22 protein-coding genes are annotated in these 25,632 nt (G+C 41.5%); 11 read left to right on the top strand and 11 right to left on the bottom strand.

The window, feature by feature from the left end; translation table 11 throughout:
• Positions 1 to 230 precede the first annotated feature (230 nt).
• The 3 genes from HUS26_RS13215 (at position 231) to HUS26_RS13205 (ending at position 5,537) form a co-directional block, all read left to right on the top strand.
• A complete protein-coding gene (locus tag HUS26_RS13215; protein ID WP_173917601.1) occupies positions 231 to 3,377 on the top strand; it encodes a CBM35 domain-containing protein in 3,147 nt (1,048 codons plus the stop codon).
• A 340-nt stretch (positions 3,378 to 3,717) separates the two neighbouring features.
• The gene (locus tag HUS26_RS13210) at positions 3,718 to 5,286 is read left to right on the top strand and encodes a Vga family ABC-F type ribosomal protection protein (protein ID WP_173917600.1); all 1,569 of its coding nucleotides are present in this window, start codon (positions 3,718 to 3,720) and stop codon (positions 5,284 to 5,286) included.
• Between the two features lie 65 nt (positions 5,287 to 5,351).
• Entirely contained in the window at positions 5,352 to 5,537 is a 186-nt protein-coding gene (locus HUS26_RS13205; protein WP_371809634.1) for a Spo0E family sporulation regulatory protein-aspartic acid phosphatase, read from the top strand.
• 332 nt (positions 5,538 to 5,869) lie between these two features.
• On the opposite strand, the gene HUS26_RS13200 is transcribed toward HUS26_RS13205, so the two are convergent.
• The 4 genes from HUS26_RS13200 to HUS26_RS13185 are packed head-to-tail and all read right to left on the bottom strand — an operon-like array spanning position 5,870 to position 8,410.
• Entirely contained in the window at positions 5,870 to 6,610 is a 741-nt protein-coding gene (locus HUS26_RS13200; RefSeq protein ID WP_173917599.1) for an ABC transporter permease, read from the bottom strand.
• Complete coding sequence (locus HUS26_RS13195; protein ID WP_173917598.1) at positions 6,607 to 7,518, bottom strand: ABC transporter ATP-binding protein; 912 nt, start codon at positions 7,516 to 7,518, stop codon at positions 6,607 to 6,609. The genes HUS26_RS13200 and HUS26_RS13195 overlap by 4 nt, the downstream gene beginning before the upstream one ends.
• 23 nt (positions 7,519 to 7,541) lie before the next feature.
• Positions 7,542 to 7,955 (bottom strand): DUF3021 domain-containing protein, encoded by a 414-nt coding sequence (locus HUS26_RS13190; RefSeq protein WP_173917597.1) that lies wholly within the window; start codon positions 7,953 to 7,955, stop codon positions 7,542 to 7,544.
• The gene (locus HUS26_RS13185) at positions 7,952 to 8,410 is read right to left on the bottom strand and encodes a LytTR family DNA-binding domain-containing protein (protein ID WP_173917596.1); all 459 of its coding nucleotides are present in this window, start codon (positions 8,408 to 8,410) and stop codon (positions 7,952 to 7,954) included. Before HUS26_RS13185 ends, HUS26_RS13190 begins: the two co-directional genes overlap by 4 nt.
• A 261-nt stretch (positions 8,411 to 8,671) precedes the next feature.
• On the opposite strand from HUS26_RS13185, the gene HUS26_RS13180 reads away from it, so the two are divergent.
• Together HUS26_RS13180 and HUS26_RS13175 are read left to right on the top strand one after the other, a co-directional pair.
• Entirely contained in the window at positions 8,672 to 10,039 is a 1,368-nt protein-coding gene (locus HUS26_RS13180) for a hypothetical protein (protein ID WP_173917595.1), read from the top strand.
• A gap of 227 nt (positions 10,040 to 10,266) precedes the next feature.
• The gene (locus HUS26_RS13175; protein WP_173917594.1) at positions 10,267 to 11,031 is read left to right on the top strand and encodes a SurA N-terminal domain-containing protein; all 765 of its coding nucleotides are present in this window, start codon (positions 10,267 to 10,269) and stop codon (positions 11,029 to 11,031) included.
• Positions 11,032 to 11,067: 36 nt separating this feature from the next.
• Here HUS26_RS13175 and HUS26_RS13170 read toward each other — a convergent pair whose 3' ends face one another.
• Complete coding sequence (locus tag HUS26_RS13170) at positions 11,068 to 12,258, bottom strand: ABC transporter substrate-binding protein (RefSeq protein WP_173917593.1); 1,191 nt, start codon at positions 12,256 to 12,258, stop codon at positions 11,068 to 11,070.
• A gap of 128 nt (positions 12,259 to 12,386) precedes the next feature.
• Here HUS26_RS13170 and HUS26_RS13165 point away from each other — a divergent pair, with 128 nt between their 5' ends.
• The gene (locus HUS26_RS13165) at positions 12,387 to 13,304 is read left to right on the top strand and encodes an aldo/keto reductase family oxidoreductase (RefSeq protein ID WP_173917592.1); all 918 of its coding nucleotides are present in this window, start codon (positions 12,387 to 12,389) and stop codon (positions 13,302 to 13,304) included.
• Between the two features lie 104 nt (positions 13,305 to 13,408).
• Here HUS26_RS13165 and HUS26_RS13160 read toward each other — a convergent pair whose 3' ends face one another.
• Positions 13,409 to 14,617, bottom strand: coding sequence for an ROK family transcriptional regulator (locus HUS26_RS13160; RefSeq protein ID WP_173917591.1), 1,209 nt, complete (start codon positions 14,615 to 14,617; stop codon positions 13,409 to 13,411).
• A gap of 179 nt (positions 14,618 to 14,796) precedes the next feature.
• Between HUS26_RS13160 and uxuA the strand changes: the two genes are divergently transcribed.
• From uxuA to HUS26_RS13135, 5 genes are all read left to right on the top strand, one after another.
• The gene (uxuA, locus tag HUS26_RS13155) at positions 14,797 to 15,840 is read left to right on the top strand and encodes a mannonate dehydratase (RefSeq protein WP_173917590.1); all 1,044 of its coding nucleotides are present in this window, start codon (positions 14,797 to 14,799) and stop codon (positions 15,838 to 15,840) included.
• A gap of 3 nt (positions 15,841 to 15,843) precedes the next feature.
• The gene (locus tag HUS26_RS13150; protein ID WP_173917589.1) at positions 15,844 to 16,695 is read left to right on the top strand and encodes an SDR family oxidoreductase; all 852 of its coding nucleotides are present in this window, start codon (positions 15,844 to 15,846) and stop codon (positions 16,693 to 16,695) included.
• 162 nt (positions 16,696 to 16,857) lie between these two features.
• Positions 16,858 to 17,856, top strand: a complete 999-nt coding sequence (dctP, locus tag HUS26_RS13145) for a TRAP transporter substrate-binding protein (protein WP_173917588.1) — start codon at positions 16,858 to 16,860, stop codon at positions 17,854 to 17,856.
• 63 nt (positions 17,857 to 17,919) lie between these two features.
• A complete protein-coding gene (locus HUS26_RS13140) occupies positions 17,920 to 18,417 on the top strand; it encodes a TRAP transporter small permease (protein WP_173917587.1) in 498 nt (165 codons plus the stop codon).
• Between the two features lie 4 nt (positions 18,418 to 18,421).
• The gene (locus tag HUS26_RS13135) at positions 18,422 to 19,702 is read left to right on the top strand and encodes a TRAP transporter large permease (protein ID WP_173917586.1); all 1,281 of its coding nucleotides are present in this window, start codon (positions 18,422 to 18,424) and stop codon (positions 19,700 to 19,702) included.
• Between the two features lie 153 nt (positions 19,703 to 19,855).
• Here the strand turns inward: HUS26_RS13135 and HUS26_RS13130 are convergent, their stop codons facing one another.
• Genes HUS26_RS13130 through HUS26_RS13110 form a run of 5 tightly spaced genes read right to left on the bottom strand, consistent with a single transcriptional unit; the run spans position 19,856 to position 25,267 of the window.
• Positions 19,856 to 20,389, bottom strand: a complete 534-nt coding sequence (locus tag HUS26_RS13130) for a hypothetical protein (protein WP_173917585.1) — start codon at positions 20,387 to 20,389, stop codon at positions 19,856 to 19,858.
• 16 nt (positions 20,390 to 20,405) lie between these two features.
• A complete protein-coding gene (locus HUS26_RS13125) occupies positions 20,406 to 22,031 on the bottom strand; it encodes a sodium:solute symporter (RefSeq protein ID WP_173917584.1) in 1,626 nt (541 codons plus the stop codon).
• Positions 22,032 to 22,055: 24 nt separating this feature from the next.
• A complete protein-coding gene (locus tag HUS26_RS13120; RefSeq protein ID WP_173917583.1) occupies positions 22,056 to 23,027 on the bottom strand; it encodes a Gfo/Idh/MocA family protein in 972 nt (323 codons plus the stop codon).
• A gap of 27 nt (positions 23,028 to 23,054) precedes the next feature.
• The gene (locus HUS26_RS13115) at positions 23,055 to 24,053 is read right to left on the bottom strand and encodes a Gfo/Idh/MocA family protein (RefSeq protein WP_173917582.1); all 999 of its coding nucleotides are present in this window, start codon (positions 24,051 to 24,053) and stop codon (positions 23,055 to 23,057) included.
• A 14-nt stretch (positions 24,054 to 24,067) separates the two neighbouring features.
• Positions 24,068 to 25,267: an ROK family transcriptional regulator gene (locus tag HUS26_RS13110; RefSeq protein ID WP_173917581.1), complete on the bottom strand. Its 1,200-nt coding sequence runs from the start codon at positions 25,265 to 25,267 to the stop codon at positions 24,068 to 24,070.
• Positions 25,268 to 25,632: the final 365 nt, after the last annotated feature.

Below are 25,632 nucleotides of genomic sequence, written 5' to 3'. Positions count from 1 at the left end.
TTGTGTTTTAAGTTAAACGTTTACTTATAATTAAATGGTTTATCCAGTAATTTAACGTTAATTTATGAGACATATTTATGCGAATATTCAAAAAAGTACTAGACTATCGAAATGTAAGCGCTTATAATTACAATTAATGAGTAAACGTTTACTCTACGTCGAAGTCTATGGGAGGGAGTTTTAGTCAACCGTCCTTTAAAGTTTAAAAAAATAAAAAAAGGAGAAATCAAATGATTAAACGTTCACGAAAGCGTAAAAAGGGTTTAGTTAGTAAACAAGGAGTGTTCTGTGTCCTTTCTACTTTTGCTTTATCGTCCGTTCTTACACCAGCTGTTTCTGCCCAAGACAGTCAATTTACAAGGCAGGGATCAGGTCCCATGTATTTCTCAACCTATGAGCATCAGCATGACAAAAATACATATATGCCTGAAGATAGATATAAAGAAAATATCGATTGGATGGCGGAAAATTTTAAGCCCTACGGGTATGACATGATATCTACTGATGGATGGATTGAAGGGGCTACCTTATTAAACAAAAACGGTTATGTTGTCAGTCATAACGACAACTGGATGGAAAGACCATTAAACATGGATGGCAGCGAGGAAGAAGGTTCAGAGGGTTTATTGATTAATGGAGATTTTGAGCTTGGTAGTGCAGAAGGATGGGACATAGAAACAGAGGCCTCCACAGGAGTGGATGCCAATGATTCTTATGAAGGATTAAAGTTTTACGTCTATGATCCAAAACCGCATACAGCAAAAGTTTCTCAAACGGTAGAGGGGCTGGAAGATGGCAATTACACCGTAGAAGCCCGTGTTAAGTTTCCAAATGATGTCGACAATTACCTAAATGGTACAAGTTCAGCGAACATGAAATTAACGGGCTACACAGATACCTCTGAAGGAGATTCGGCACCTGAACAAGCAGTAGAGCTCAATGATGGACTAGCCAATGAATATGGCGAACCACGTTATGGACTTTTTGAATTACAGGCTAATGTAACGAATGGGCAGTTGACTATAGAATTTAATATAGATGCTGCAGGAGAGCACAGCTCGTTTCAGTTAGATAATGTGCAATTATATAAGACAGGGGAAAAGCCTGAAGAGGATGAAAGTGAAGAAGAATTCCAGTATCCTTCAGAAAAGTATCCAGAGGGGCACACTTGGGAATTCTGGGGCGACTATATTAAAGAAAAAGGAATGGATTTTGGGATCTATTACAATCCTCTTTGGGTCAGCCCTGAAGTTGTAAAAAATCCGGACAAATATATTGTGAAAGGTACTGAAGATAATCCTGATGGTCCTACTTATGTGGCAGAACTGATTGATCAGGGAGATCCAGATGACCCGACAGACGGTGACCGCTTTAATGGCGGGCAGGGCAATGAACGCGCTCTTTACTGGGTGGATGTTGAGCATCCAGATGCCGAGAAATATGTGAAAGGGTATATCGACTTTTTTAAGGAGCAGGGAGCGGACTTTTTACGTGTCGACTTTATTTCATGGTATGAAGATGGAATGGACCCGAATCTTGGTAAAGTAGGAGAACCTCATGGCCGCGAGAACTATGAGACTCATTTGAAGTGGATGTCTGAAGCTGCTGAAGAAAATAATGTGTTCTTAAGTTTAGTGATGCCTCATCTTTACGAACATGGTGAACTTGAAAGAAAATATGGGGATATGATTCGAATCAATGAAGATGCCTTTGGAGGCGGCTGGAATCACATTAGTGAAAGAAGACAGGAATGGCAGGAAGGCTGGTCTCAGTGGGCCAACTCATTCCAAGGGTTTACAGGATTTTCTGATATAAGCGGAAGATCCAGCATGATTCTTGACGGGGACTTCTTAAAGTTAAATACATTTGAAGGAGATCATGCAGAAAATGAGAAGAAAACAACCCTGTCTCTCTATACTTTAGCGGGCTCTCCAATCGCTATCGCAGATCAATATGACACCATCAAAGATAATTATAAGTACTATCAAAACACCGAGCTCATTGAGTTTAATAAAATGGGTCTGGCTGGTAAACCTATCTACAATAGTGCAGAGCATTATGGCGAATCCAATGACAGCCGGGACAGCCAGCGCTGGGTAGGACAGCTTCCTGATGGTTCATGGGCCGTAGGTTTATTTAACCGCCAAGATAAACAGCAAACATTTGATTTTAATTTTAAGGAAGAGTTGGGGATAACAGAAGGTCATGTACGTGATGTATGGACACATGAGGACCTCGGAATCCAGTCCGACTATTCTGTAACACTCGCTCCGCATGATAGTGTATTTTTGAAGGTTGTCCCATCACAGGAGGATAAAGTTTTTGAAGCTGAAACAGCCTCTTACACGTATGGTGTAGAGTTTTCGAACGAAAATGAAGGGCATGCCGGGTTTGGATATCTTAGTGATTTTAATGAATCAGAAGAAAGTGTTACTTATGCCGTCAGCGTTCCAAAAGCAGGAACCTATAACGTAAACTTAAATTATTCAGCCGAAACAGATAGTGAAGCCACTGTTAATGTAAGAGAAGAAAAGAGCGGAGATATGACAGATGCTCAAAAGGTGGCCCTAAAAGCAACGAATAAGAAATGGAAAGAAAAAGGAACAGAGTTGAAGCTTCAAGAAGGTACAAACCTTATAAGAGTAGACTTCACTTCCGGCGATTTTGATTTAGATTCCCTGAAGTTAGAGGATTCAACAGACAAGAGCTCTGGGTTGTTGAGCAATGGTAATTTTAATCATGGTTTTGAGCACTGGAGCAGAAGTAATATGGTGGATACATCTATTAAGGATGGGTCTCTAGAAATTGCTGGCGGCCAGGATTTTTCCTCTGACGTTTGGCAGTATGTCGTTCCAAAACCAGGGGCCTATACGCTGACTGCCGATGTGAAGAGAAATAGCAGCGTTGATGAAGCTGTGCTATATGTGAAAAATGGGGAAGACACTCGTACAGCTGATATTTCAGAAGCAAATGACATGTCTAAAATCACTATCTCCAATATTAATGTCTCTAAAGGTGATGTCCTTAAAGTTGGAAACATGGTGAGTGGTCAAGCGGGCGGTTCATTGACTTTGGATAATGTTCAGCTTTCTCCAGTGGAAGACCACAACTCGAATGTTGATATCGTTGACAAAAATAAAAATAAAGTGGAAATCCATAATAAGCGTGCGGAGTCAGAGAGTCCTTCTTATTACGTTCGGCTGGAAGAGAAGTCAGTACCTAAAAAGGTTCACGCAGCTAGTCGAAAGTATAAAGCAGTGAGCAGCTTAGATGAATTGAAAACCAAAGAAGAAACCTATTTTTTTGACGAAGAGACTAAAATGCTGTGGGTGAATATTCCGAGTGGTGAACAAAAGAAAGTTCAAGTGAAATTTTAATATTGAAAAGCCGCTCCACCGTTTGCAGTTGACACTTTTTCACAGATCAGGTAAAGTAACGATAAATAAAAGAGCGAAAAAGGGTGACCCAACTAGATGAAGTACTAATCCTATTTTACGAAGACATGAAATGAAGGTGTTTTAAGTAACAGCAGAGCTCTGCTTTATTTTTGCTGCCTTCAGTTTAACGTTTTCAGAATAGGATTGGGATTTCTATAGTTGAACGCCAAAAGGGAGACGTGTCTCTTTTTTGATGTCCACCTATATCTGTGCCTCCTATTCTGAATGAGAATAGGGGGCATTTTTTGTCCCCTGGAAAACGAAAATGGGGGATGTTGGTATGATTTTATTAGAAGCACTTCACTTAAAACATTACGTAAAAGACCGTCTGCTGCTGGATATCGAGCAGCTTCACATTCACAGGAATGAGCGTATTGGCCTGGTTGGACACAACGGCAGCGGTAAAACGACATTATTACATGTGCTGGCTGGAGAATTATCACCTGAAAATGGTTACGTGACTCGTCACGTAGAAGCTGAGCTTTTACCGCAGCTTAAGCGATCCGATACAGCTAAAAGCGGCGGAGAGGTAACCCAGGATTACATTAATCAAGCTCTCATAAAGGCTCCTGAACTTTTATTAGCCGATGAGCCGACAACTCATTTGGATACCGAGCATATCGAATGGCTGGAAAAGAAACTCCTTAAGTGGAAGGGAGCTTTTGTCATTGTGTCGCACGACCGGGCATTTCTTGATAATGTCTGCACAAAGGTATGGGAGATCGGTGACGGGAAACTTAAAGAATATACGGGCAATTACAGCGATTATGCTGAGCAGAAAAATAAAGAAAACCGTCAGCAGCAAGCGGCTTATGAAAAATACGAAGCAAAGAAAAAGCAGCTGGAAGAGGCGCTGAGATTAAAAGAGCAAAAAGCAGAAAGAGCCGACAAAACGCCGAAGAAAGTCAGTAAATCAGAAGCGAAAATAACCGGCGCCAAACCGTATTTTGCGAAAAAACAAAAGAAGCTGCAGAAAACGGGGAAAGCCCTAGAGAAAAGGTTGGAGCAGCTCGAAAAGGTGGAGAAAGTGAAAGAAGCACCGCCTATTAAAATGAATCTTCCTAATCAAACCACGGTAAAGGACCGGATCATTCTCAGGGCGGAAGAAGTGTCGGGAACTGCTGGCGGCCGTTTGCTTTGGGACAAAACGTGCTTTAATATACGCGGCGGCGATAAATTAGCAATCATCGGCCAAAATGGAAGCGGGAAATCTACACTTGTGAAAAAAATCCTCAATGAAGAAGAGGGCCTATCCATTTCCCCGTCGGTGAAAATAGGTTACTTCAGCCAGGATTTAACCATTGTAGACGTTGGTAAATCTATATTAGAAAATGTCAGCTCGACCTCCAAACAGGAGGAAACTCTGATAAGAACCGTACTCGCCAGGCTCCACTTCTACCAGGATGATGTGTATAAACGTGTAGGAGTTCTAAGCGGAGGTGAGCGGGTTAAAGTCGCTCTCGCGAAGTTATTTCTTAGTGATATTAATACACTAATCTTGGATGAACCGACGAACTTTCTGGATATTGAAGCGGCCAAAGCCTTGGAATCACTGCTGAAGGAATATGAAGGAACCTTAATTTTTGTTTCACACGACCGGCGTTTTATTGACAATCTCGCTACACGAATTTTGGATATCCGCAATAAAGAAATCGAAGTATTTGAAGGAACCTATCAGCACTATAAAAATAAACCTAAACAAAAAGAGCGGGATACTGAGGAAGATCAGCGGCTCGTAATTCAAACAAAAATATCGGAAGTGCTCAGCAGGCTGAGCATTGAACCTTCTGAAGAACTGGAACAAGAGTTTCAGCAGCTGCTTGATGAGAAGCGAAAATTGGAGAAGTAGGTATTGTAATATATTGTAAAGAAATTGTTTCACTATAGTTTCTTTCCCCGGGGTATACCCTAACCATTGGGGGTGGAACTATTTGCGCAAAAGACTTAGAGAAAAGAATTGAGAAACTGCGGCAGCGAATGTATAGGCTGTATAATGAAGATCCTTTAGACCCCCAGGTGGTAAAGGTATCGCAATCAATTGATGAGCTCTTAAATGAGCGCAGAAATCAATTAACCCATCAAAAGGAAAGACGGCTGTAAGTCTTTATGATTTGGCGGGGATTGCGAAAGGGAAATCATTCTAGAGTGAATGATTTCCCCTTTTTTTATTGTCTGGGAAATTATAAAATTTCAAGCTGTGGATGTATATGTTTAAAAGTGCGACATCCAGCTCCAGCGCCCAGACACTCGCGTCATAAGCCATCCGCCCTGCTAAAAGGGAAGGCCGCCTTCCTCCGGCCGTTTTGCTTATGCGTTTCGTGTCTACCAGGGCGCTTTAAGCGTTTGTTCTAAGTTATATTTATCCAAACAGTTGATAGTTACAAAGGATGGGTTTATAAAGCATAAACGCCCGGTACTTTAAGGGCGTTTTTTTATTTCCCGCTCCAGCGAAAAAATCGTGAAGCAAGCACAACAGAGACAATCGCAATTCCTATCAGTACGCCAGCTTCCAAGCCATATTCAGTAATCGGAGCTTCCGTCCACGTACCGCGTAAAATCTGGATTACATAGTAGAGCGGAAGAATTTTTGCCGCGTATTGAAGGACGTTTGGCAGCATCTCAAGCGGGAACGTCGCCCCTGATAAAAACAGCATTAGATTCAGGAATAATGAGCTAATGGCAGCCGCAGATTGTGTGTTTTTCGCTAAGGAAGTCAGAAACAAGGCAAAAGGGAAAAAGGCCAGGATGCTGAGTAATAGTCCGAGCAAGGTGCTGCCGATATACGCGGGCAGTGTCAGGTCATACAGCAGCATGCCAAAGACCATGAGAAGTACGGCAGATACCGCGAAAATGACGGTCCCTTGAAACGTATGGGCGGCTAGGATTTTCCACGGCTGCAGGGGCGTTGACTGGTATCTTCGTAAAACTCCGGTTTCACGGTAACCTGTTAATACGGTCCCCAGTGTGAAGAAGGAGGTGGTCACGATGTTAACGCCGATCCAGGAGGGGACGAAATATTCGGCAAATGCCTGCTGACTCATAGTTTCTCCGACGAACATGGAACCAAACAGCCAAATCATTGCAACAGGAAACAGGAACGTCCAGAACATGCTTAAGCGGTCTCTGAAGAACATTTTAGTTTCGATGCTTGCGAGTTTTACAATGGCGTTCATCCGATCTTCTCCTTTTCTAAATACTGGACAAATAAATCATCAAGGGAGCCTTTTTCGAACTTGAAGTTGGACAGGGTGATGTTGTGTTCGTGGCAATAACTGAAAATGTGGTAGGCCGTTGTCTGCTGGTTATCACAAAACACTTTAAGTTCGCTGTGGTTCTGTTCGACGCGTTCTACACCAGGAAGTGAGATTAAATATTTGTAAGATAGATCGTCACTATCAAAAGCGAGGCAGCTGGACGCACTGTCGTTTAATAATTCGCTTGGTGTGTCCAACGCTTTTAACTGTCCGCTGTAAATCATTGCGACGCGGTCGCAGAGCTGCTCGGCTTCTTCCATATAGTGCGTGGTTACAACAATGGTACATCCTTGATCTCTTAACAATTGAATAAGAGACCACATTTCCCGGCGCGCAGATGGATCAAGGCCCATGCTTGGTTCATCGAGAAATAAAATTTCAGGTTCGTGCAGAGTGGCTAAAGCGAGTGTGACCCGCTGCTTCCATCCTCCGGATAAGTCTTCAAACCTTACGTTCAGCTTTTCGTTTAATCCGAGCAGCTCGATTAAGTACTTCTTCTTAGTTGTTCGTTTATAAAAAGAAGAAAAAAGATCGAGAGCTTCTTTTACTTTCATCTTCTTTTGAATGGAGGTTGCTTGAAATTGTACACCGATTCGTTTATTTAATTCCCTGAGCTGTTTATTCGGCACGAGTCCAAGCACGTCAATATCTCCTTGGCTCGGTGTTGTAATCCCTTCAAGCATTTCAAGCGTAGTCGTTTTCCCTGCACCATTTGGTCCGATAATCCCGAAGATTTCTCCTCTGTCTACCGTAAAAGAAAGGTTCTTTACAGCCTGTGTCCGGCCGAAATTTTTTGATAGATTGGTGACGGTTATTACACTTTCCATTCTTATCCTCCTTTAATATGCTGCTATTCGATACATTTAAGGTCCTTATTTAATTTTCTCGATTCATTTTTAAAATAAAGGTAAAATCCAATCCAGGCGATCGTATAAACAATAATCGATATGGCTGCATATAGCAGAAAGTTTTGTATATCAAATGGGATCCAGCCAATTCCTAGCCCTAAAATAAAGTAAAGAATGGTTACTGTAAGGAAGTGCAGAAGTGTCTGCATAGCCAGGCCAATTGAACGGATTTCAAAGTATAGCGGTGTAACAGTAAACAGCCAGCCGCAAAAAATGTATCCGAACGCGTTTTTTATAAAAAGCTCCCCGTCTAATACGGGCTGCCCGCCAAAATAAATAACGGCGCTTGTTATAAGGACAGTGATGAAGGCCCCAAAGAAAATGCCGAGTACACTTCTGTACAAAAATGTCTTCATTTCGTGTCCCTCCTGTTCATTCTTAATATTTCTTTAATCCTGCCAACGTAATGACGGGAAGCATACTCTTTCACACCTGATTTAAAGTGGACACAGAGCGTTCCGTTAAATGATGGTTCGAAATGACTCATCTCATAGAGGTTGGCGATAACGGATTTTGATATTCGTATGAATCTATGGGAGGGGAGAGACTGTTCGAGCTCATACAGCTTTTCTTTTATTTTAAAAGTCCCTTCTGTGGTGGCGGCTGTGACCGTATCTCCTTCTGTGCGGAAGTAGTGAATGTTCTCCGGCTTGATCAGATGCTGTTTCTCTCCGCTTTTTCCAACAATTAGCTCGGTTTCTTTTCTATTTAGGAACTCGAGGATCTTCTGGATAGAATGGTTCATTTCGTTGCAATGGATCGTTACCGTCGTTTCTTCATGCTGACGGTCAACGTCGAGTATGATCTTCATTTATCTACCGGCTCCTCCTTTTAGTGAAGACGTTTATAAACATAGTATAGATGGGGGTTTTCCAATTGTCACCAGAATCATGGCGACACGCAGGAGGAAGGCCTTGAGACGCATTTATCGGTGTCCATCCTGCACGTTTCTTGAAAATGAAATGGTTTATCGATAAGATTAGTTCATCTTACATTCGCTTACAGATAACGAAGAAATAAATAGACGAACCTTTACGGATCTTCCGTTCGCCTATGGAATAGGAGGATTATCGTGCGTATTCATCGGCATCTTTACATATTTTACTCGTTTGTTTTCTTACTGAATGTGATTCACGTCTTTAGGCCGGACACCGTCCTGTATACGGTGATTGGAGTCTTGGGCATCGTGATGGTTATCATTAACTTTCCATGGGCAGACCGTGTGTTTAAAATTCTGGGAGGCATTCTCTTAACAGCGGGTACTTTTTTCTTTATTTCAAGTGGTGTGTCAGCTGCCAAAATTCCGGCATTTTTTGCTGGGAACATTGGGCTTTTATTTTTGATTTCTATGCTTCCTTGGATGAATAGTGTGGTAAAAGCCGGACGCTATAATCAGCTGCTGCAGTCATTACTGGGAGGCAGCGGTACGAAGCCGCTGGGTCCATTATATGTACGAAGTGAAGCGACAATGGTTTCGCTTGCCGCATTCTTAAATCTTTCATCGGCAACCATTTCTCAGGACTTGCTTTTAAACCAGTTAAAAACATTGAAAACACAAGTGAGAAACAGCTTTATAGCGATGGCTACGCTTCGCGGCTACTCGATGGCGCTGCTTTGGAGCCCGCTTGAGATCCTGCTTGCCACTTCTATTTTCATTACGGGAGCCAACTACTTAGCGGTGCTGCCGTGGATGCTGCTTATTGGTATTTTTGCTTTCGTTATAGACGCAGGAATGAGCAAGTGGCTTTTTCATAAATATGAAGTGGAAGTACCGGAGAGCAATGCGAAAAGTTTAAAAGAAAACAAGAAGAAACTGGCTGGATTTTTACTCGCTCTAATTTTGTTTTTAGTTGTCGTCGTTTTTTTCGTAAATGTTATTCAGTTTGAGTTCCTATTTGCAGTTACGATTGCGATTTTCCCGTTTGCTTTCATATGGGCAGTGGCCATGAAACGCCAAAAGAGCTTCCTTAAGCTTGGGTGGCCGACGTGGAAAAAGCAGACGAATCATTTGAGTAATTTTATTGTACTGTTAGTGGCGTTATCTTTTCTAACAGAATCACTGAACGTGTCTCCTTATTTAAAAGTGCTCCAGGATCCGATTGTTGCTCTGGAAGGTCAGCCTTTATTGATTATGCTGTTTATCCAGGCGGCTTTTCTTGGGATGACTCTACTTGGCGTACACCCTCTAGCAACGATGGGGATCTTTGGCGGTATCAGCGAGCTGCTCATGGGTGCGCTGCCGACCGTAACATTAACGATTTTGCTATCAACGAGCGCGATCGCCACCGTTCCATCGGCTCCCTATGGACTGATCGTTACGCTGACGTCTGTTGCCCTGAGAATGAATCCTTATAGAATTGTATGGAAAAACCTTCCCTACAGCCTGCTGCTGGGTTTTCTTGGAGTCATCGTCGCGCTGATTACGATGAAAGTCTATTAGATTAGAAATTTGTTGAAATGGCGAGAAATGTACTCTGATGGACTTTTTACACAAATTTTCTACATTTGTTAAATAAAAAACGATTATCTTGCTTAAAGCCTTACAGGACAGGGGATAGGACTTTTACAAAAGCTTGTAAATACTGGCTTGCCTATTATGCTGGTGTTTTATTGAGGGACATGTGATGATACAATGCAACTACTAACTGAAGGGGAAGGAGAATTTCATTGAATAAAAAATGGTTCTTAAGTTTGCTGCTTGTAGCCTTTGTAGCGCTGCTGGCTGCATGTAATAGTGATAGTAAATCATCCGAAGGTAATAAAGAAGGAGAAGAAGCGAAACAGGAAGAATCTGCTCAAGAAGGAGAGCAGCAGAAAATGCCTGAACCTGACTTAGAAGGTATTCCTGATGTGGTAGCTGAAGTAAATGGTGAAGAAATTAATAAAAAAGAGTTTACTGAAACTTATGAGCCTCAATTCCAGCAAATGGCTATGCAGTCCCAAATGTCCGGACAAGAGGTTGATCAGGATCAAATTAAAAAACAAGTTGCAGAAAGTTTAGTAGGACAGGAACTCCTTGTCCAGGAAGCGGAAAAACAAGGATATGAGGCAACCGAAGAAAAGACGAACAAGACTTTGGAAGATTTAGCCAAACAAAATCAAATGGAATCTAAAGATGAATTCCTATCTGCTTTAAAAGAACAGGGCATGGAGGAAAAAGAAGTCATGTCCCAGATCGAAATGCAAGTGAAAGTTGATCAGCTCGTTGCTAAAGAAGCAGGTGATACAACACCTTCAGAAGAAGAGATGAAAAAAATGTATGATCAAATGAAGTCCCAGCAAGAAAAAGCGGGAGGAGAAGGTGAAATTCCTTCTTATGAAGAAGCCAAACCAGGTCTTGAACAGCAATTGAAAAGCCAAAAAGAAGCTGAAGCTGTACAGAAGCTTGTGAAACAACTTCGTGAAGAAGGAGACGTCAAAGTTCATATTTAATTTTCAACAACCAGGGCCTAAACAGCCCTGGTTTTTTTATGTTTTCTTCCTATCCTCCCATGATGGAGCCGGCCAGACAACGGTTTTCTCTTTTAAATCAAGAGGCCAGATGATGCGGTATTTCTGCTTTAATATTTGAACCAGCAGGCCGTCAGCCAGAATATTCTGCCCTTCATCATTAAACCGTACACCTTTCCACGGCATGATCAGCTCGCTGCCTGGAATATTAGTGCGTCTTAAAGCCTTTCTAATTTTAAAAGGACTTTTGCTTCCCGCCCGGTTAATGGCATCGATTAGAACCATCAACCCTGTAAAACTGCGGGCATTGGTCTCATTCATATTTTCTCCATAGCGCTTTTTAAAAAGCCGGTTGATTTCTGTTACTAATGGCTTCTCCCGTCCAAGTCCTAACGCCCAGGATGCCCGGCTGATAATATAGTTGCCATCCTTGCCAAGTGATTCGAGAAACTCAGGAACAACATAGCCCGCATTTTGAACGACGAGCCCATCAGGAAACCAGTCAAGCGCCTTTAAAGTATTCACCACCGTTATGGCGTCGCTTAAAAATTGCTGGCCCAGCACGACTTGAGGGTTCTGACGGCGGATTCGTTCAATCGCCTCTTCCAAGGAAGAAGTGGGGCTGTATATTTCAAACGCGGTCACGTTTCCACCGAACTCCCCGATGGCGGCAATCTCAACAGCGGAAGCTTCCAGCCCGAATTCGGAACTTTCCGAGAGAATACCGAAGCGGGCAAGCTGTTGCCCCTGAAATTCTAAAAATCTGATCAGTTCAAACATCAGCTCTGTGTAGAGTACATCATCCGCTCCGGTGCGAAAAAACCATTGAAGTCCTCGCTGGGTTAACGTGGGAGCGGAGGATTCAGGGTTCACATAAGGTATGTCTTTCGTTTCTGATAAAAGCGAGGTGGCGTCCGTTACACTACTCTGATAAGCACCAATAAGAGCAGAAACTCCTTGCTCATCGATCAGCCGTTTCGCCTCTTGAACACCTATGGCTGGGTCACCCTGTGAATCTCCGAACACTAACTGTATTTTATATTTTTGTGAGGCAAATCTTCCTAAAGCATCCTTTATATTTGTAGGAAGTTTAGATGGGTGATTTGCGATGTCCTTTGCTAACAGCATCGCTTTCTGAATATCTTCGCCAATGGGGGAGAGCGAACCGCTCAGCGGGTAAATGGCACCTATTTTGATAACTTTCTTCATAGCTCCCATCCTTTATGAAACAATATCTTTTCATATGTATGAAAGCACAGGTTTACTCATGCAAATAGGAAGGGGTTTCCACATCCATGTGTTAGGATAGGGATAACAAAAGGAAAGAGGTGCTTTATTTGAAAAAGATCAAGCTAGGTCGCAGTGAATTAGAAGTCGGCGAGATTTCTTTAGGCTGTATGCGGATCAGTGAACTCGATAAAAAAGATGCCGCGTACGTTATTGAAAATGCAATGGATGCCGGAGTGGATTTATTCGATCATGCCGATATTTACGGCAAAGGTAAGTCCGAAGAAGTGTTCGCTGAGGCGATCGAAATGAATGATGATGTCAGGGAAAAAATGACGCTGCAGACGAAGTGCGGCATTCGAGACGGGTTCTTTGATTTTTCTAAAGCCCATATCTTAGAATCAGTTGAAGGCAGTCTGCGCCGATTAAAAACAGACTATATTGACAGCCTGCTGCTGCATCGCCCGGATGCATTGATGGATCCTCAAGAAGTAGCGGAAGCTTTTACCACGTTAAAAGAAAGCGGCAAGGTCAGATATTTCGGGGTGAGTAACCAGAATCCTATGCAAATGGAACTGCTGAAAAAATATTGGAAAGAAGACTTAATCGTCAACCAGCTGCAGTTGAGCCTCGTACATACGCCTATGATTGACGCTGGATTTAACGTGAATATGATGAATGACCCAGCTGTTGTTCGTGACAGCAATGTGCTGGAATACTGCCGCTTGAACGATATTACAATCCAGGCATGGTCTCCGTTCCAGCACGGAATGATCGAAGGACCGTTTATCGGGAATAAAGAATTTCCGGAAGTGAATGCAAAGCTTCAGGAGATCGCAGAGAAAAAAGGCGTAACGGATACGGCGATTGCGACGGCGTGGATCTTGCGTCATCCGGCGAATATCCAGCCTGTAGTTGGAACAATGAACCCGCAGCGTTTAAAAGATATTGCCAAAGCTTCTGAAATTGAGCTGACAAGAGAAGAATGGTATGAGCTCTATCGATCAGCAGGAAACGAGCTGCCTTAGAATAGAGATCAATAAAAAAGAAACTTTCAAAACAGAAAGTTTCTTTTTTATGTCTAATTCTTATCGTTGATGAATTTGTTCAGAGTGGGTTTGGAAAATATACATTAACCGATAGAGTACATCTTAAACGATTCCTCGCAACTGTCTTCGGTAAAATAATCATAAACAATGTAATCAAGAGTATTAATGTTAAAGTATTTTTTGATTACGTAAGCAGCTCCTCCTAGCGCGCAGGCGTATTCCCCTAAATGAGAAAAACGGATTTCTTCATAGCTGCTCATTTTAGATATCAATCTTTCTTTGATGTGCTGGATGAATACAGGGTTATTATTTAATAAAATCCCATTTATTACAATGCGCTGGGGATTAAAAATATTAATTATATTGTTTAGGCCAATCCCCAAATAAGTGGCATATTCCTCCAAGTCATCTTTAAAGCTGGGATCAGTTAATAGAGAATCAATTGTTCGATCTTTAAGAAGTTGGATTTGGTTATTTACCTTGTTAGCTAAAGCCTTCTCTGAAGCATACAGTTCCCAGCAGCCTCTATTTCCACAAGAACACTGTGCACCATTTGGATTGATAACCATGTGACCGACTTCTCCAGCAAATCCTTTATAGCCTCGATAAATATTATAGTTGTTAATAATCCCGAGTCCGATGCCTGAATAAAGAGTGATACAGAACATATCGGGTATACTTTCGAAATAGACTTGTTCGCCGTAGGCACTTAAGTTTGCGTTATTATCGAGGTACACAGGGACTTTAAGTTCGCTTTCTATTACTTCTTTGATATTAATGTTTGACCACTTTTCTTTTGGAGTAAAAACAATGTGTCCTTGATTATCGAGGATTCCATGAATCCCCAGGCAAACTCCTGTTAAACCAACGGGAGAAAAAGTTTGGTTGAAAGAATTTATCAATGGATTAACTATCGCCATTACTTCATTAACTAATGCTGTCGCATCCTCTTCAGTAACTTCTATATTTTTTTTATAAAATGGCTTGCCCTTAAAATCTATGAAAACGGCACGTGCCACTTTATGATCGATATCAATGCCTAAACTATACCCTGCTTGCTCATTCATCTCAATCAAGATCGGTTTTCTGCCAGGAGTAAGCATATCTCCGGCAATTGTTTCCTTAATTATTCCTTCTTGAAGCAGTCTACTGATTTGTGATGAAACAGTAGCTTTATTTAACCCTGTTCGACGGGCGAGATCACTTCGTGAGAGAGATTTTTCCCTAATAATATTTTCGATTAAAATTTTTCTATTTAAGTTCTTAATATAATTAGCATCTCCAGTATGCATGATTCCACCTGACCTTCTGAGATTTTTTTATGCTCCATCGTAGTAAGTGCGGAAGAGAGCTAAATGAAAGAATATTCAAAATAGCACTTGATAATTACAGCGCTTACATTTAGTATAGTGTTATTAGTTTGTTTAATAAACAAATAAATTATTTTTTTTGAAAAAAGGAGGTGAAAATCTTGGAAATGAGCTTTCGGTGGTACGGAAGTGATGACCCTGTTACGTTGGATCATATTAAACAAATCCCTGGAATGAAAGGGATAGTTTCCGCAATCTATGATCTTCCTGTTGGAGAGGTATGGCCATATGAAAAAATTATCAATTTAAAACAATCCATTGAGGCAAAAGGTCTGCGGTTGAATGTGATTGAGAGTGTCCCTGTCCATGAGGATATTAAGTTAGGTCGCGACACACGCGATCACTGGATTGAGAACTATAAAAAAACACTAATTAACTTAGCAAAAGCAGAAATCAGAACAGTTTGTTATAATTTCATGCCGGTGTTTGACTGGACACGTTCAGAATTGCAAGCTTCACTGCCTGATGGGTCAAATTCCCTTCTTTATAACGAGGAAAAAGTGGTTAACATAGACCCGATTAGTGGAGAGTTAGAGCTTCCTGGCTGGGACCTTTCCTATCAAACGAGCGATCTTCGCCAAATAATTGAGGAATATCAGAAGGTTTCTGAAGAACAGTTAATGGAAAACTTAATTTACTTTTTAGAAAGAGTTATTCCGGCTGCAGAAGCTGAAGACGTGCTTATGGCTATTCATCCGGACGATCCACCATGGGGAATTTTCGGCTTGCCGAGAATTATGACAAGCAAAGAAAATATAGTTTACATGCTGAAGCAAGTCGATAGCCGTCATAACGGCATTACATTTTGTACAGGTTCTTATGGAGCCAATCCGGACAATAACTTGCTTGAAATGTTGGAAGCTGCGGAAGGCCGTATTCATTTTGTTCACGCTAGAAATGTAAAGTGGTTAGGAGAAAGGTCTTTTCAGGAGACGTCTCATTTAGCAAGTGATGGATCCATTAATTTACCCGTGATACTTAGAAAATTAAGCCAGTTAGGCTTTGAAGGGCCAATTCGTCCTGATCATGGGCGAATGATTTGGGGAGAAGAAGGGCGGCCAGGTTATGGTCTGTATGACCGTGCATTGGGAGCCGCTTATATAAATGGGATTATTGATTTGTTACATGTACAAAAGGAGGACTAAGAAATGACATTGCCATTTTCGATAGACCTCCATGGTAAAGTTGCGGTTGTTACTGGAGGAAGCGGCGTACTAGGCTCTGTTCTTTGTGAAGCTCTCGCAGAAGCCGGCGCAAAAGTCGTAATACTTGCAAGAAATCAAGAGAAAATTGACCAAGTAGTGACAAGCATTCAAAAAGACGATGGAGAAGCATATGGATTCAGTGTCGATGTTTTAAATAAAAAAGATTTAGAAAGAGTTCATAAGAAAATTCAAGAAAATATTGGACCATGTTCCATTCTTATTAATGGAGCAGGAGGTAACCATCCGAAAGCAACGACTTCACATGAATACTACCCGAGTGAACAAGTGGTGCCGGAGGGAGAGCAGTCGTTCTTTGACTTAGATACAGAAGCTGTAGGTAGTTTATTTCATATGAATTTTCTTGGTACATTAATTCCTTCCCAGGTCTTTTGCAAGGATATGATTGGCCAACAGGATGCTGCTGTGATAAATATTTCTTCTATGAACGCTGATAAACCGTTAACAAAGATCCCTGCTTACAGCGGAGCTAAGGCGGCGATTAGCAACTTTACTGAGTGGCTGGCTGTTTATTTTTCCAAAGTCGGGATCCGAGTCAATGCGATTGCACCAGGTTTCTTTCTTACCGATCAGAATAAAGAGTTAATGATACAGGAAGATGGTCAATTGAGCCCGCGAGCTCACAAGATCTTGTCTCAAACACCTGAAGGGCGGTTTGGTAAACCAGAGGAACTTATCGGCACCATGCTGTGGCTCGTTAGTCAACAAGCTTCAAGCTTTGTGAATGGAGTGGTTATACCAGTAGACGGAGGTTTTTCAGCCTACTCTGGTGTGTGAAAGTTTGTTTCACATAAAATGTATGAGATGACAGCGGAATTTGGGAACTCTTATAGATCGGCTGTCTTTTTAATTTAACCTAAAATAACAACGTTGTTATAATTGGTGGAATTCTATAAATTAAATGGGTGAGAAAATAAAAATTACAAAGGTGGAATAAAAATGAAAAAGAAAACGTTGTCATTGTTTATGGCATTGTTTGCAGCCGTGTTGGTTTTAACAGCTTGCGGTGGCGATGAACCAGGCTCAGCTGAAACGGGTGAAACAGTGACTTTGAAACTAGCAGAAAACCAGCCAGATGATTACCCGACGACTATTGGAGATGAAGAATTTGCTAAATTAGTAGAAGAGAAAACAGATGGGCGTTATAAAATTGAAGTTTATTCTGGCGGTCAATTAGGTGACGAGGTAAGCGCGATTGAGCAGGTTCAGTTAGGGTCCATCGACTTAGCAAGAGTAAATGCTACACCACTTACTCAATTCTCTGACTCTATTGGTGTTTTGTCTATGCCTTATTTGTTCGAAGATGAAGAAAAAAAGTGGGAAACATTGAATGGAGAAGTAGGACAAGAACTTTTAGATACCTTTGAGGGAAGTGACCTTGTTGGTCTTGCTTTTTACGATTCAGGTGATCGAAGTTTCTACAACTCTGTACGTCCGCTTGAAACACCAGAAGATATGGAAGGTTTGAAAATTCGTGTTCAACAATCTGAGCTGGCTATCGATATAGTTGAAGCGCTAGGTGCTTCTGCCACACCAATGGAATATGGAGAAGTTTATTCATCTATCCAAACAGGAGTAATTGATGGGGCTGAAAATAATTTCCCTAGCTATTACACATCCAATCATTATGAAGTAGCAGATTATTATACGGTTAATGGTTATTCAGGAACTCCAGAGGTCCTCATTGGTTCACAAAGTTTGTGGGATGAATTAAGTGAAGAAGATAAAAAGATTTTTCAAGAGGCTGCCAAGGAGTCTGTAGAAGTTCAACGTGAGGCATGGGCTGAATTGACGGAAGAATCTAAAGCAGCAGTTGAAGAAAACGGTAACGAACTTATTGAAGTTGACGACATTACTCCTTGGAGAGAAGCTGTCCAGCCAGTCTATGATAAATATGGCGATCAATATGGTGAGTGGATCGATAAGTTAACGAAATAACTGATGATTAAGAAAGAGAGTGGCGGGGAACCCCCCCCCCCTTTTTCCTGAGGAGGACAAAACATGAAAAAGTTAAAAATGGTGAAAAGGGGACTCGACCGTATTCTTCTCATATCCTCGCTAACTTTACTGGCGGTTATGGTTGTAGTTATTATTGTACAGGTATTTTCACGTCAACTTTTCAGCTATACACCTTCGTGGTCCGAGGAACTGTCACGTGTTCTTTTTGTATGGGTTAGTTTTTTGGGAATCGCCTATGGATTTAAAGAAAAACTTCATATCGGGGTAGGTCTTATCGTCAATATGCTGCCAGATAAAATCCAAACTTTGTTCGATTATATAGCAAAAACTATAGTAATTATTCTAGGGGTTTTTATGGTTTATTATGGATGGCTATTTACTACTTTAATGGGACGTTCAACATTGCCAGGCTTAGGATTGCCATCTAGCGTACTATACGCTTCCATACCAGTGACCGGAGTTTTTGTCACATTATATGGTATCGAATTATTATTTAGAAAGGGTATGCATCAAGATTTTGATGGTGCAGCGGAGGGGTGAGATTATGGAAGTATTTATTCTGATAGGCAGCTTTGTTCTGTTACTGTTATGTAGAGTGCCTATTGCACTTACTCTTATAGTATCCTCCATTGTAACGGGATTATATATGGAAATTGAACCATCCGCTATTATTCAGAGGATGGTGGGAGGGCTAAATTCCTTTTCTTTATTAGCCATCCCTTTCTTCGTACTCGCTGGAGAGATTATGAATGAAGGCGGTATCTCTCGCAGATTAATCAATCTTTCTAATGTAATCATTGGGAAAATCAGAGGCGGTTTAGGATTAGTCAACGTCTTGGCGAGTACTTTCTTTGGCGGGATTTCTGGATCGGCTGTTGCGGATACATCTTCTGTTGGTTCTGTCTTGATCCCAATGATGAAAAAGAATGGCTATGATTCTGATTATGCGGTTTCGGTAACCATTTCCAGTTCGGCACAAGGGGTTATGATCCCGCCGAGTCATAATATGATCATCTATTCAACAGCTGCTGGTGGTGTTTCTGTTGGTGCATTATTTATGGGGGGATTGCTTCCAGGGTTGCTGCTAGGGCTGATCCTTATGGTCTTAACCTATGCCATTGCTGTAAAAAGAAATTATCCTAAAGGAGAAGCTGTCCAAAAAAAGGACATTCCTAGAATCATTTGGGAAGGCTTATTAGGATTACTAACGGCAGTGATTATTATTGGAGGAATTATAAGCGGGTTCTTTACTGCTACTGAATCTGCTGCGATTGGAACCCTTTATGCGTTTATTATTACTTTCTTTGTATATAGAGATATTCCACTTATGAGAATGGGAATTATATTAAAAAGAACATTTAAAACCCTGTCGATGGTTTTGTTTTTAATTGGGGCTTCTTCAGCCTTTGGATGGCTATTAGCCTTAACAAGAGTACCTGCTACTGTATCTGATACATTAATTGGTATATCTCCCAATAACATTGTGACGATCCTGATGATTGTTGTGATCTTATTGTTATTAGGAACGATTATGGACATGGCTCCCCTTATTCTTATAGCTACTCCAATTTTACTGCCTGTAGCTATAAATGTAGGGATGGATCCAGTTCACTTTGGTGTGCTGCTCATTCTATGTCTCGCGATTGGGCTGGTGACTCCTCCTGTAGGAACAGTGCTTTTTGTGGGTTCTGCCATCGGCCGATTATCCATCGAAAAGGCTTCTAAGGGAATGATGCCTTTTTATGCAGCGATGATTATTGTGTTATTGCTCGTAGCATTCATACCGAACATCACAATGTTTCTACCAGATATTCTAGTAGAATAATAAACTATTATAAAAAGAAGGTTCTTCACTCCATTATCAGAGAGAAGAACCTTCTTTTATAATAACTCTGTTTACTTTCACTGTTGATTTCTTAGCTTAAAAGAAAGGAAATCCGCTCTCAATCCACAACATTCACCAGATCCTTTAAGAAAATCATCCAGCTTCACTAAATATTTTTAGAAAGGATTCTTTAATCGTAAGATCCAGATTTCCAGATACCGCATCTACCGGGAGGATTTCATATCCTTTCGCCTCCAGGTAGCCGATCCAGTACGGCATATACAATATCCACGGTGAATGAAGTGTAAGATCAATGGATTTCTTTCGTTTTTCTTTGCGAAAAGCTTCCCAGTATATAGCCTTTTTTGCAGCTTCTTGATCTTCATCGCCTATGATAGGCAGAGTCTTAACATCAGCGTCCATAGGGAGAAGAGGGTAATCACTGGGCAGGATGGCAGGTGTTTTAGTGATCGTTTCAAGGGCGACCTTTCCTTGAATTCCATCCTTTAGGGAAGGTGTTTTCAATGTATAATCGTAACACCAGTAAGGCAGGTAGATTTGTTCAATGGAAACGAGTTTCTGGCGGCCTTTAAATAACTTTAGAATTTTATTAGACGTATGCTCGTTTATTCTTTTTACAGCTTCCTTACGTTCAATGACAGGTCTTATATAAAACTCAGATTTCATCCATTTCACTCCTTTACTAGAATGCCTGAATGATAACTAAAAATAGAAGAGCAATCACAAAGTAGGCAATTAGATATATAGGCCACTTGTTTGTGTTTTTTTCTTCTTTTAAATTCTCTACCGAAGCAGCGGACTCCGCGCGTTCAGCCAGCTTTTCTTGAAGAGAAGCGTCTTTTTCCTTCATGGTTAATCCTTTTAGTTTGTGCTCTTTTGGCTTGGCACCCATTAAGCTGATAAGATATCCAATGATAAATGCGGCCACAGCTCCGACGATATTGTTATATAAGAAGGAAATTGTAAAAAACTGAGTGACTGCCCAGACGGATACCATACCAGCTATGAGTCCTGCGAATGCCCCGGTACCATTGGTTCTTCTCGTAAATAGGGCTAAAAGGAAAACACCGAGCAATGCTCCATTAAAAAGGGATCCAATTTTGTTAATTGCTTCAATAACGGGGCCGAGATTTGCTACGAAAAAGGCAAAAACCGTGGCGTAAGCTCCCCAAAGAAGAGTGGCCCATCTAGATGCTTTCAGGTAGTGTTCCTGAGAAGCATTTTTCTTGAAAAATTTGCTGTAAAAATCCCTAATTGTAACAGCTGATAATGAATTCAGACCTGAATCCAGACTGGACATTGCAGCTGCGAATACACCTGCAATGATCAATCCTGAAATTCCTGCAGGGAGTTCATTGACTACAAACATTGGAAACAGCTCGTTCAAATCTGAAACGTTAGGGTTTCCATTAAATTGATAGAATACGTATAGAAGTATTCCGATAAATAAGAATAAGAGCATTTGAGGAACAATTAATACACCTGTTAACAAGAGGGACAATTTACTTTCTTTAATAGATTTACTAGTTAATACACGCTGAATCTGGCTTTGATCCGTTCCAAAGTAAGCAATATGCAGGAAGAAACCGCCAATTACTCCTGCCCAGACGCTGTATTCTACTGATAGATCCATTGACCAGTTGAGCGGCTCAAGCAGGCCGGCACTTGAAGCGGTAGAGACGATCTGGTCCCATCCTCCAGGAACCTTTGTAAAAATAACGATCATACTGATAATAGCTCCAAGCCATAAAACAAACATCTGGATCACGTCGGTCCAGATGACGGCGCTGATACCGCCTAATACGGTATAGCCAACTGCCAGCACGGCCATCAGGATAATCGTAAAGGCGATATCCCATCCTGTAACAACTGACAAGACAAGGGCAGGTGCGTATAATACTACTCCTGTTGCAAGCCCTCGCGCTACTAGAAATAAGAAGGCTGCGAAGCTTCTAGTTTTAACATCAAATCGCTTTTCCAAATATTCATAAGCAGTATATACTTCTGTTCGATAGAAAAACGGCACAATCGTTACAATTAGAAAAGCAATAGCCAGCGGCACGTTTAAATACATAATGAGACGTTCAAGACCGCCTTCATAACCCCAGCCGGGTGCGCCGATAAAGGTAATAGCACTTGCTTGCGTTGCCATTACGGAAAGTCCGATCGCCCACCAAGGAATACTTCGGCCGCCGAGGAAATAATCTTTCGTTGTTTTCTGATCTTTTCCAAACATAGCCCCGATTACTGCCACGCCAAGAATGTAAACAATTAAAATGGAGTAGTCGAGGGTTGTAAAATTACTCATCAATTCTTCCTCCTTGTAAGAAATTTAAAGATGTACGGGCTCTTTCTTCTCCGAAGATTCATATGCCTTAAGCGCCACTTCTACAGCTTTTAATCCATCTTCTCCGGTGATGGAAGGAGCACGATTTTCACGGACGGCTTCCACAAAGTCGGCAACCAGATGGTCGTTCATATCGTCACCCCAGAAACTCCAGTTCACGCCGCTTTCATTACTGTAAATATCAATCTTTTGGGCAAAGGCATCGACTGATAATGTTCCTTCAGTCCCAACGATTTCAAGCGTCACATCTCCCCATGTAGGGTAGGCGTCATTACGAGACCAGCTGCAATCTAAAGTAGCGAACAAGCCATTATCAAACTCCATTGTTAAAATTCCGCTATCATCGATAGGCTTTTCACTGATCAAATGATCGATTTCCGCGTAGACTTCTGTCACTTCTGATTTTAGAATCCAGCGCATCACATCAACCACATGCACGGTATGATCAATCACAGCTCCGCCTCCAGAAAGTTCTTTATCGTTAAACCATCCACCAGGGTTAGTGCCGCGGTTTGTTCCTTTAATTGCTAAAATGTCTCCGAGCTCCCCCTCTTCAATAATCGATTTAGCTCTTAAAATGGCTGAACTGAACCTTACAGGGAAGGCGGTCTGCAGCAGTACTCCATTTTCTTCGCAGATTTCAATCATCGCGTTAGCATCTTCAATCGTAGTGGCAATCGGCTTTTCGCAAAGTATATGTTTCTTAGCTTTAGCAGCCGCCGTCACATGCTCGCGGTGATAAATATTTTCTGAAGTGACGACGACAGCTTCAATATCTGTGGCTAATAAATCATCGATACTTTGGTGAAAATCAGTATTGAACTGGGAGGAGGCTTCTTTACCGCGTTCATGGTTACTGTCATAAATTCCGGCGATTTCCACATCATCCTGATTAATTAATGCATTTGCATAACTGTAAGCGTGCATATGGGCAAAACTTATGATTCCAATTTTCATAGACTGACTTCCTTTCTTTTAAGCAGATTAATTGAGCTGGTCTAAATAAACGGGTTTTCCTGTTTCAGCCGACTGCTTTGCTGCAAATGCAATCTCCATAGCTTTGTATCCATCCTGTGGAGTTACAATCGGTTCATGTCCTGTTTCCAGGCATTCTATAAAATGCCTCAATTCTTTTTGGAAAGGTGTTTCTTTTAATGGGCTTTCTGGTACGACGACTCCGTTCGCTTCTTGTGATTGCACTCTCTTTACTGCTTTTACTGGAGACACTTTGGAGCTGTCGTATTCGATAATTCCTGTTGTCCCGGCCAACTCAAACTTAGAAGAAAATCCTTCATGGGCCCATGTGCCTTCAACGTGGGCGATGACTCCCTTTTTAAATCGTAACGTCACTAAGGTATAATCATTGCGGTCATTTCTTCGGCTGGATAGACTCTTCGCGAACACTCTTTCCACCTCACCAAAACACCAGCGCAGGTAATCAAAGTCATGGATTACTAAATCCAGCAGGAGTCCGCCGCTTTTGTCGAAATCGGCATACCAGTCATCCCATCCAGTAGGAAATACTCCGCCTCTAGTTGTGCGCACGACTGAAGGTTTTCCTATGGTGCCTTGTTCAATTTTCTGCTTGGCCTGAACGTATTCAGGAAAGAAACGTACAACATGGCCGACGAACAGCCGAACTCCTTTTTCTTGGCAGTAGCTCATCATTGCGTCAGCTTCTTCCAAGGTGCGTGCCAGCGGCTTTTCACAGCATACATGGACACCGAGGTCTGCTGCTTTTTCTACATATTCTTTGTGTAAGTGGGTAGGGAGGCAGATATCTATTAAATCAATAGTTTCCAGGGTTTGAACGGCATCCTCCAGCGAATAAAAAGCCTTCGTTCCCGTTTCGGCTGCAAGCTTGTCTGCTTTTTCCTTTGTAAAATCAACAATCCCTGCTAAATTTGTCTCTTTTATATTTTGGTATGTATGGGCGTGGACACTGCCCATCGTTCCAGCTCCAATTAACAATATGTTTTGCAAATCAATCTCTCCTTTTAAATAGAAAAATTAAAAATGTCCTGCAGCAGGACGGCTGCTGCGCCCTTAAGCTGAAAGTCCTGACCCAGTGTAGCAGGGTGAACTTCCAGATCGTCCGTGAATAAAACGAAGGAGTGTTCTTTAAGTTCATCTTGTACCGCTTCCATTAATGATGAATCATGGTATATTGCATCCCAACCAATGAGAATTACATCTGGGTTAAGTAAATGAGTAATTGTTACTAAGCCTGCAGCTAAATACGAAGCCATTTCTCCAGCGATTTCCTGCGCCAGTTCATCTTTAGATGCTAGCGCTTTCAAAAAAATCGGTAAGTCAATGCCTGCAAGATCTCCTTCCGCCATCTTAAGCATGACAGACGACTTTCCGCGGGTAAGAGAAGACAAAATTTTTCCATAAACAGCCGGCCAGCCTACATAATAATCCAGGCAGCCAGCATTTCCGCATTCACACACGGGACCATGTTTGTCTAAGCTTATATGACCAAATTCTCCGGCACCGCCATTTCTCCCCCGAAAAATCTCATCATTAATGATCATGCCTGCTCCCAAGCCTTCACCCAGTTGAATGTAAACCAGGTTTCGTTTATCCTGGAAAGTTCCAAATTGCTTTTCAGCCAGGACAATCGCATTCGCATCATTGTCGACCCATGTTTTAAGACCTGTCCGCTCTTCCACAAGAGCTTTCAAAGGCACTTCTTCAAGGTTAAGTTTGGTGTTTTTACGAATAATCCCATTCTCGGAATCTACAATACCTGGGGCAATAGTTGAAATACCTATACAATTGTCCAGATCAGAAATCTCTTTTACATAAGCAGCTATACTGGAAACAATGTAATCAACTATAGCTTCCTTCTCAAGTATGTTTATTGTGCAAATAGATTTCTTGATAATGTTAGCTTCCATATCCATAGAGGCTAACGTAATCGCAGAATTGGTTATCGACACACCAATCAGAAAGCGGCTGTCGGGAACGAAGCTTACTAAGATCGGCTTTCTTCCGCCTCGCGAATGGCCCGGCTGACCATCAACTACCATCCCTTCTTTTATAAACTCACTTACAGCAGTTGCTACAGTGGTAGGGCTCAGGTTTAATCTTTTAGCCAGATCACTTCTGGAAATCGGGCCATATTTTCTAATCATATCTAGTATCCGAAACTGATTTAATTCCTGCATCAGCTTGAACCCGTTTCTTTTCATAGACGTCCTCCTTATTCCAGTAATTTTATAAAGTTCAGGAATTTCAGAACGAAACTCCTGATAATTTAATGGATTTCACTAATAAGTTAAATACTTCATCCAATTGATTGAGTAACTTAACGTCACTATACATAATAAGAAAGGTAAAAACAATAGGAAATATGTAAGGGGTTTCATGGATTTACGGACTCGAGATGTCTTAAAAATGGGACAATTGTGAGAATAAAGAGGCACCTGTAGAAAAAGGTCAATAAAGTCCTAAGATATGTATATTATCTCTAGGGACTTTTTATATTTAGAAAACTATAATGGACGAAAGTGAAAAGGAGAGTGAAAGGCGAACACATAACGGTCGAAGTAGGATC

This window comes from Halobacillus sp. Marseille-Q1614 (genome assembly GCF_902809865.1).
Classification (GTDB): Bacteria; Bacillota; Bacilli; order Bacillales; family Halobacillaceae; genus Halobacillus_A.
Note: the sequence above shows the minus strand (reverse complement) of the source record. Positions and strands in the feature narration are given on the sequence as shown.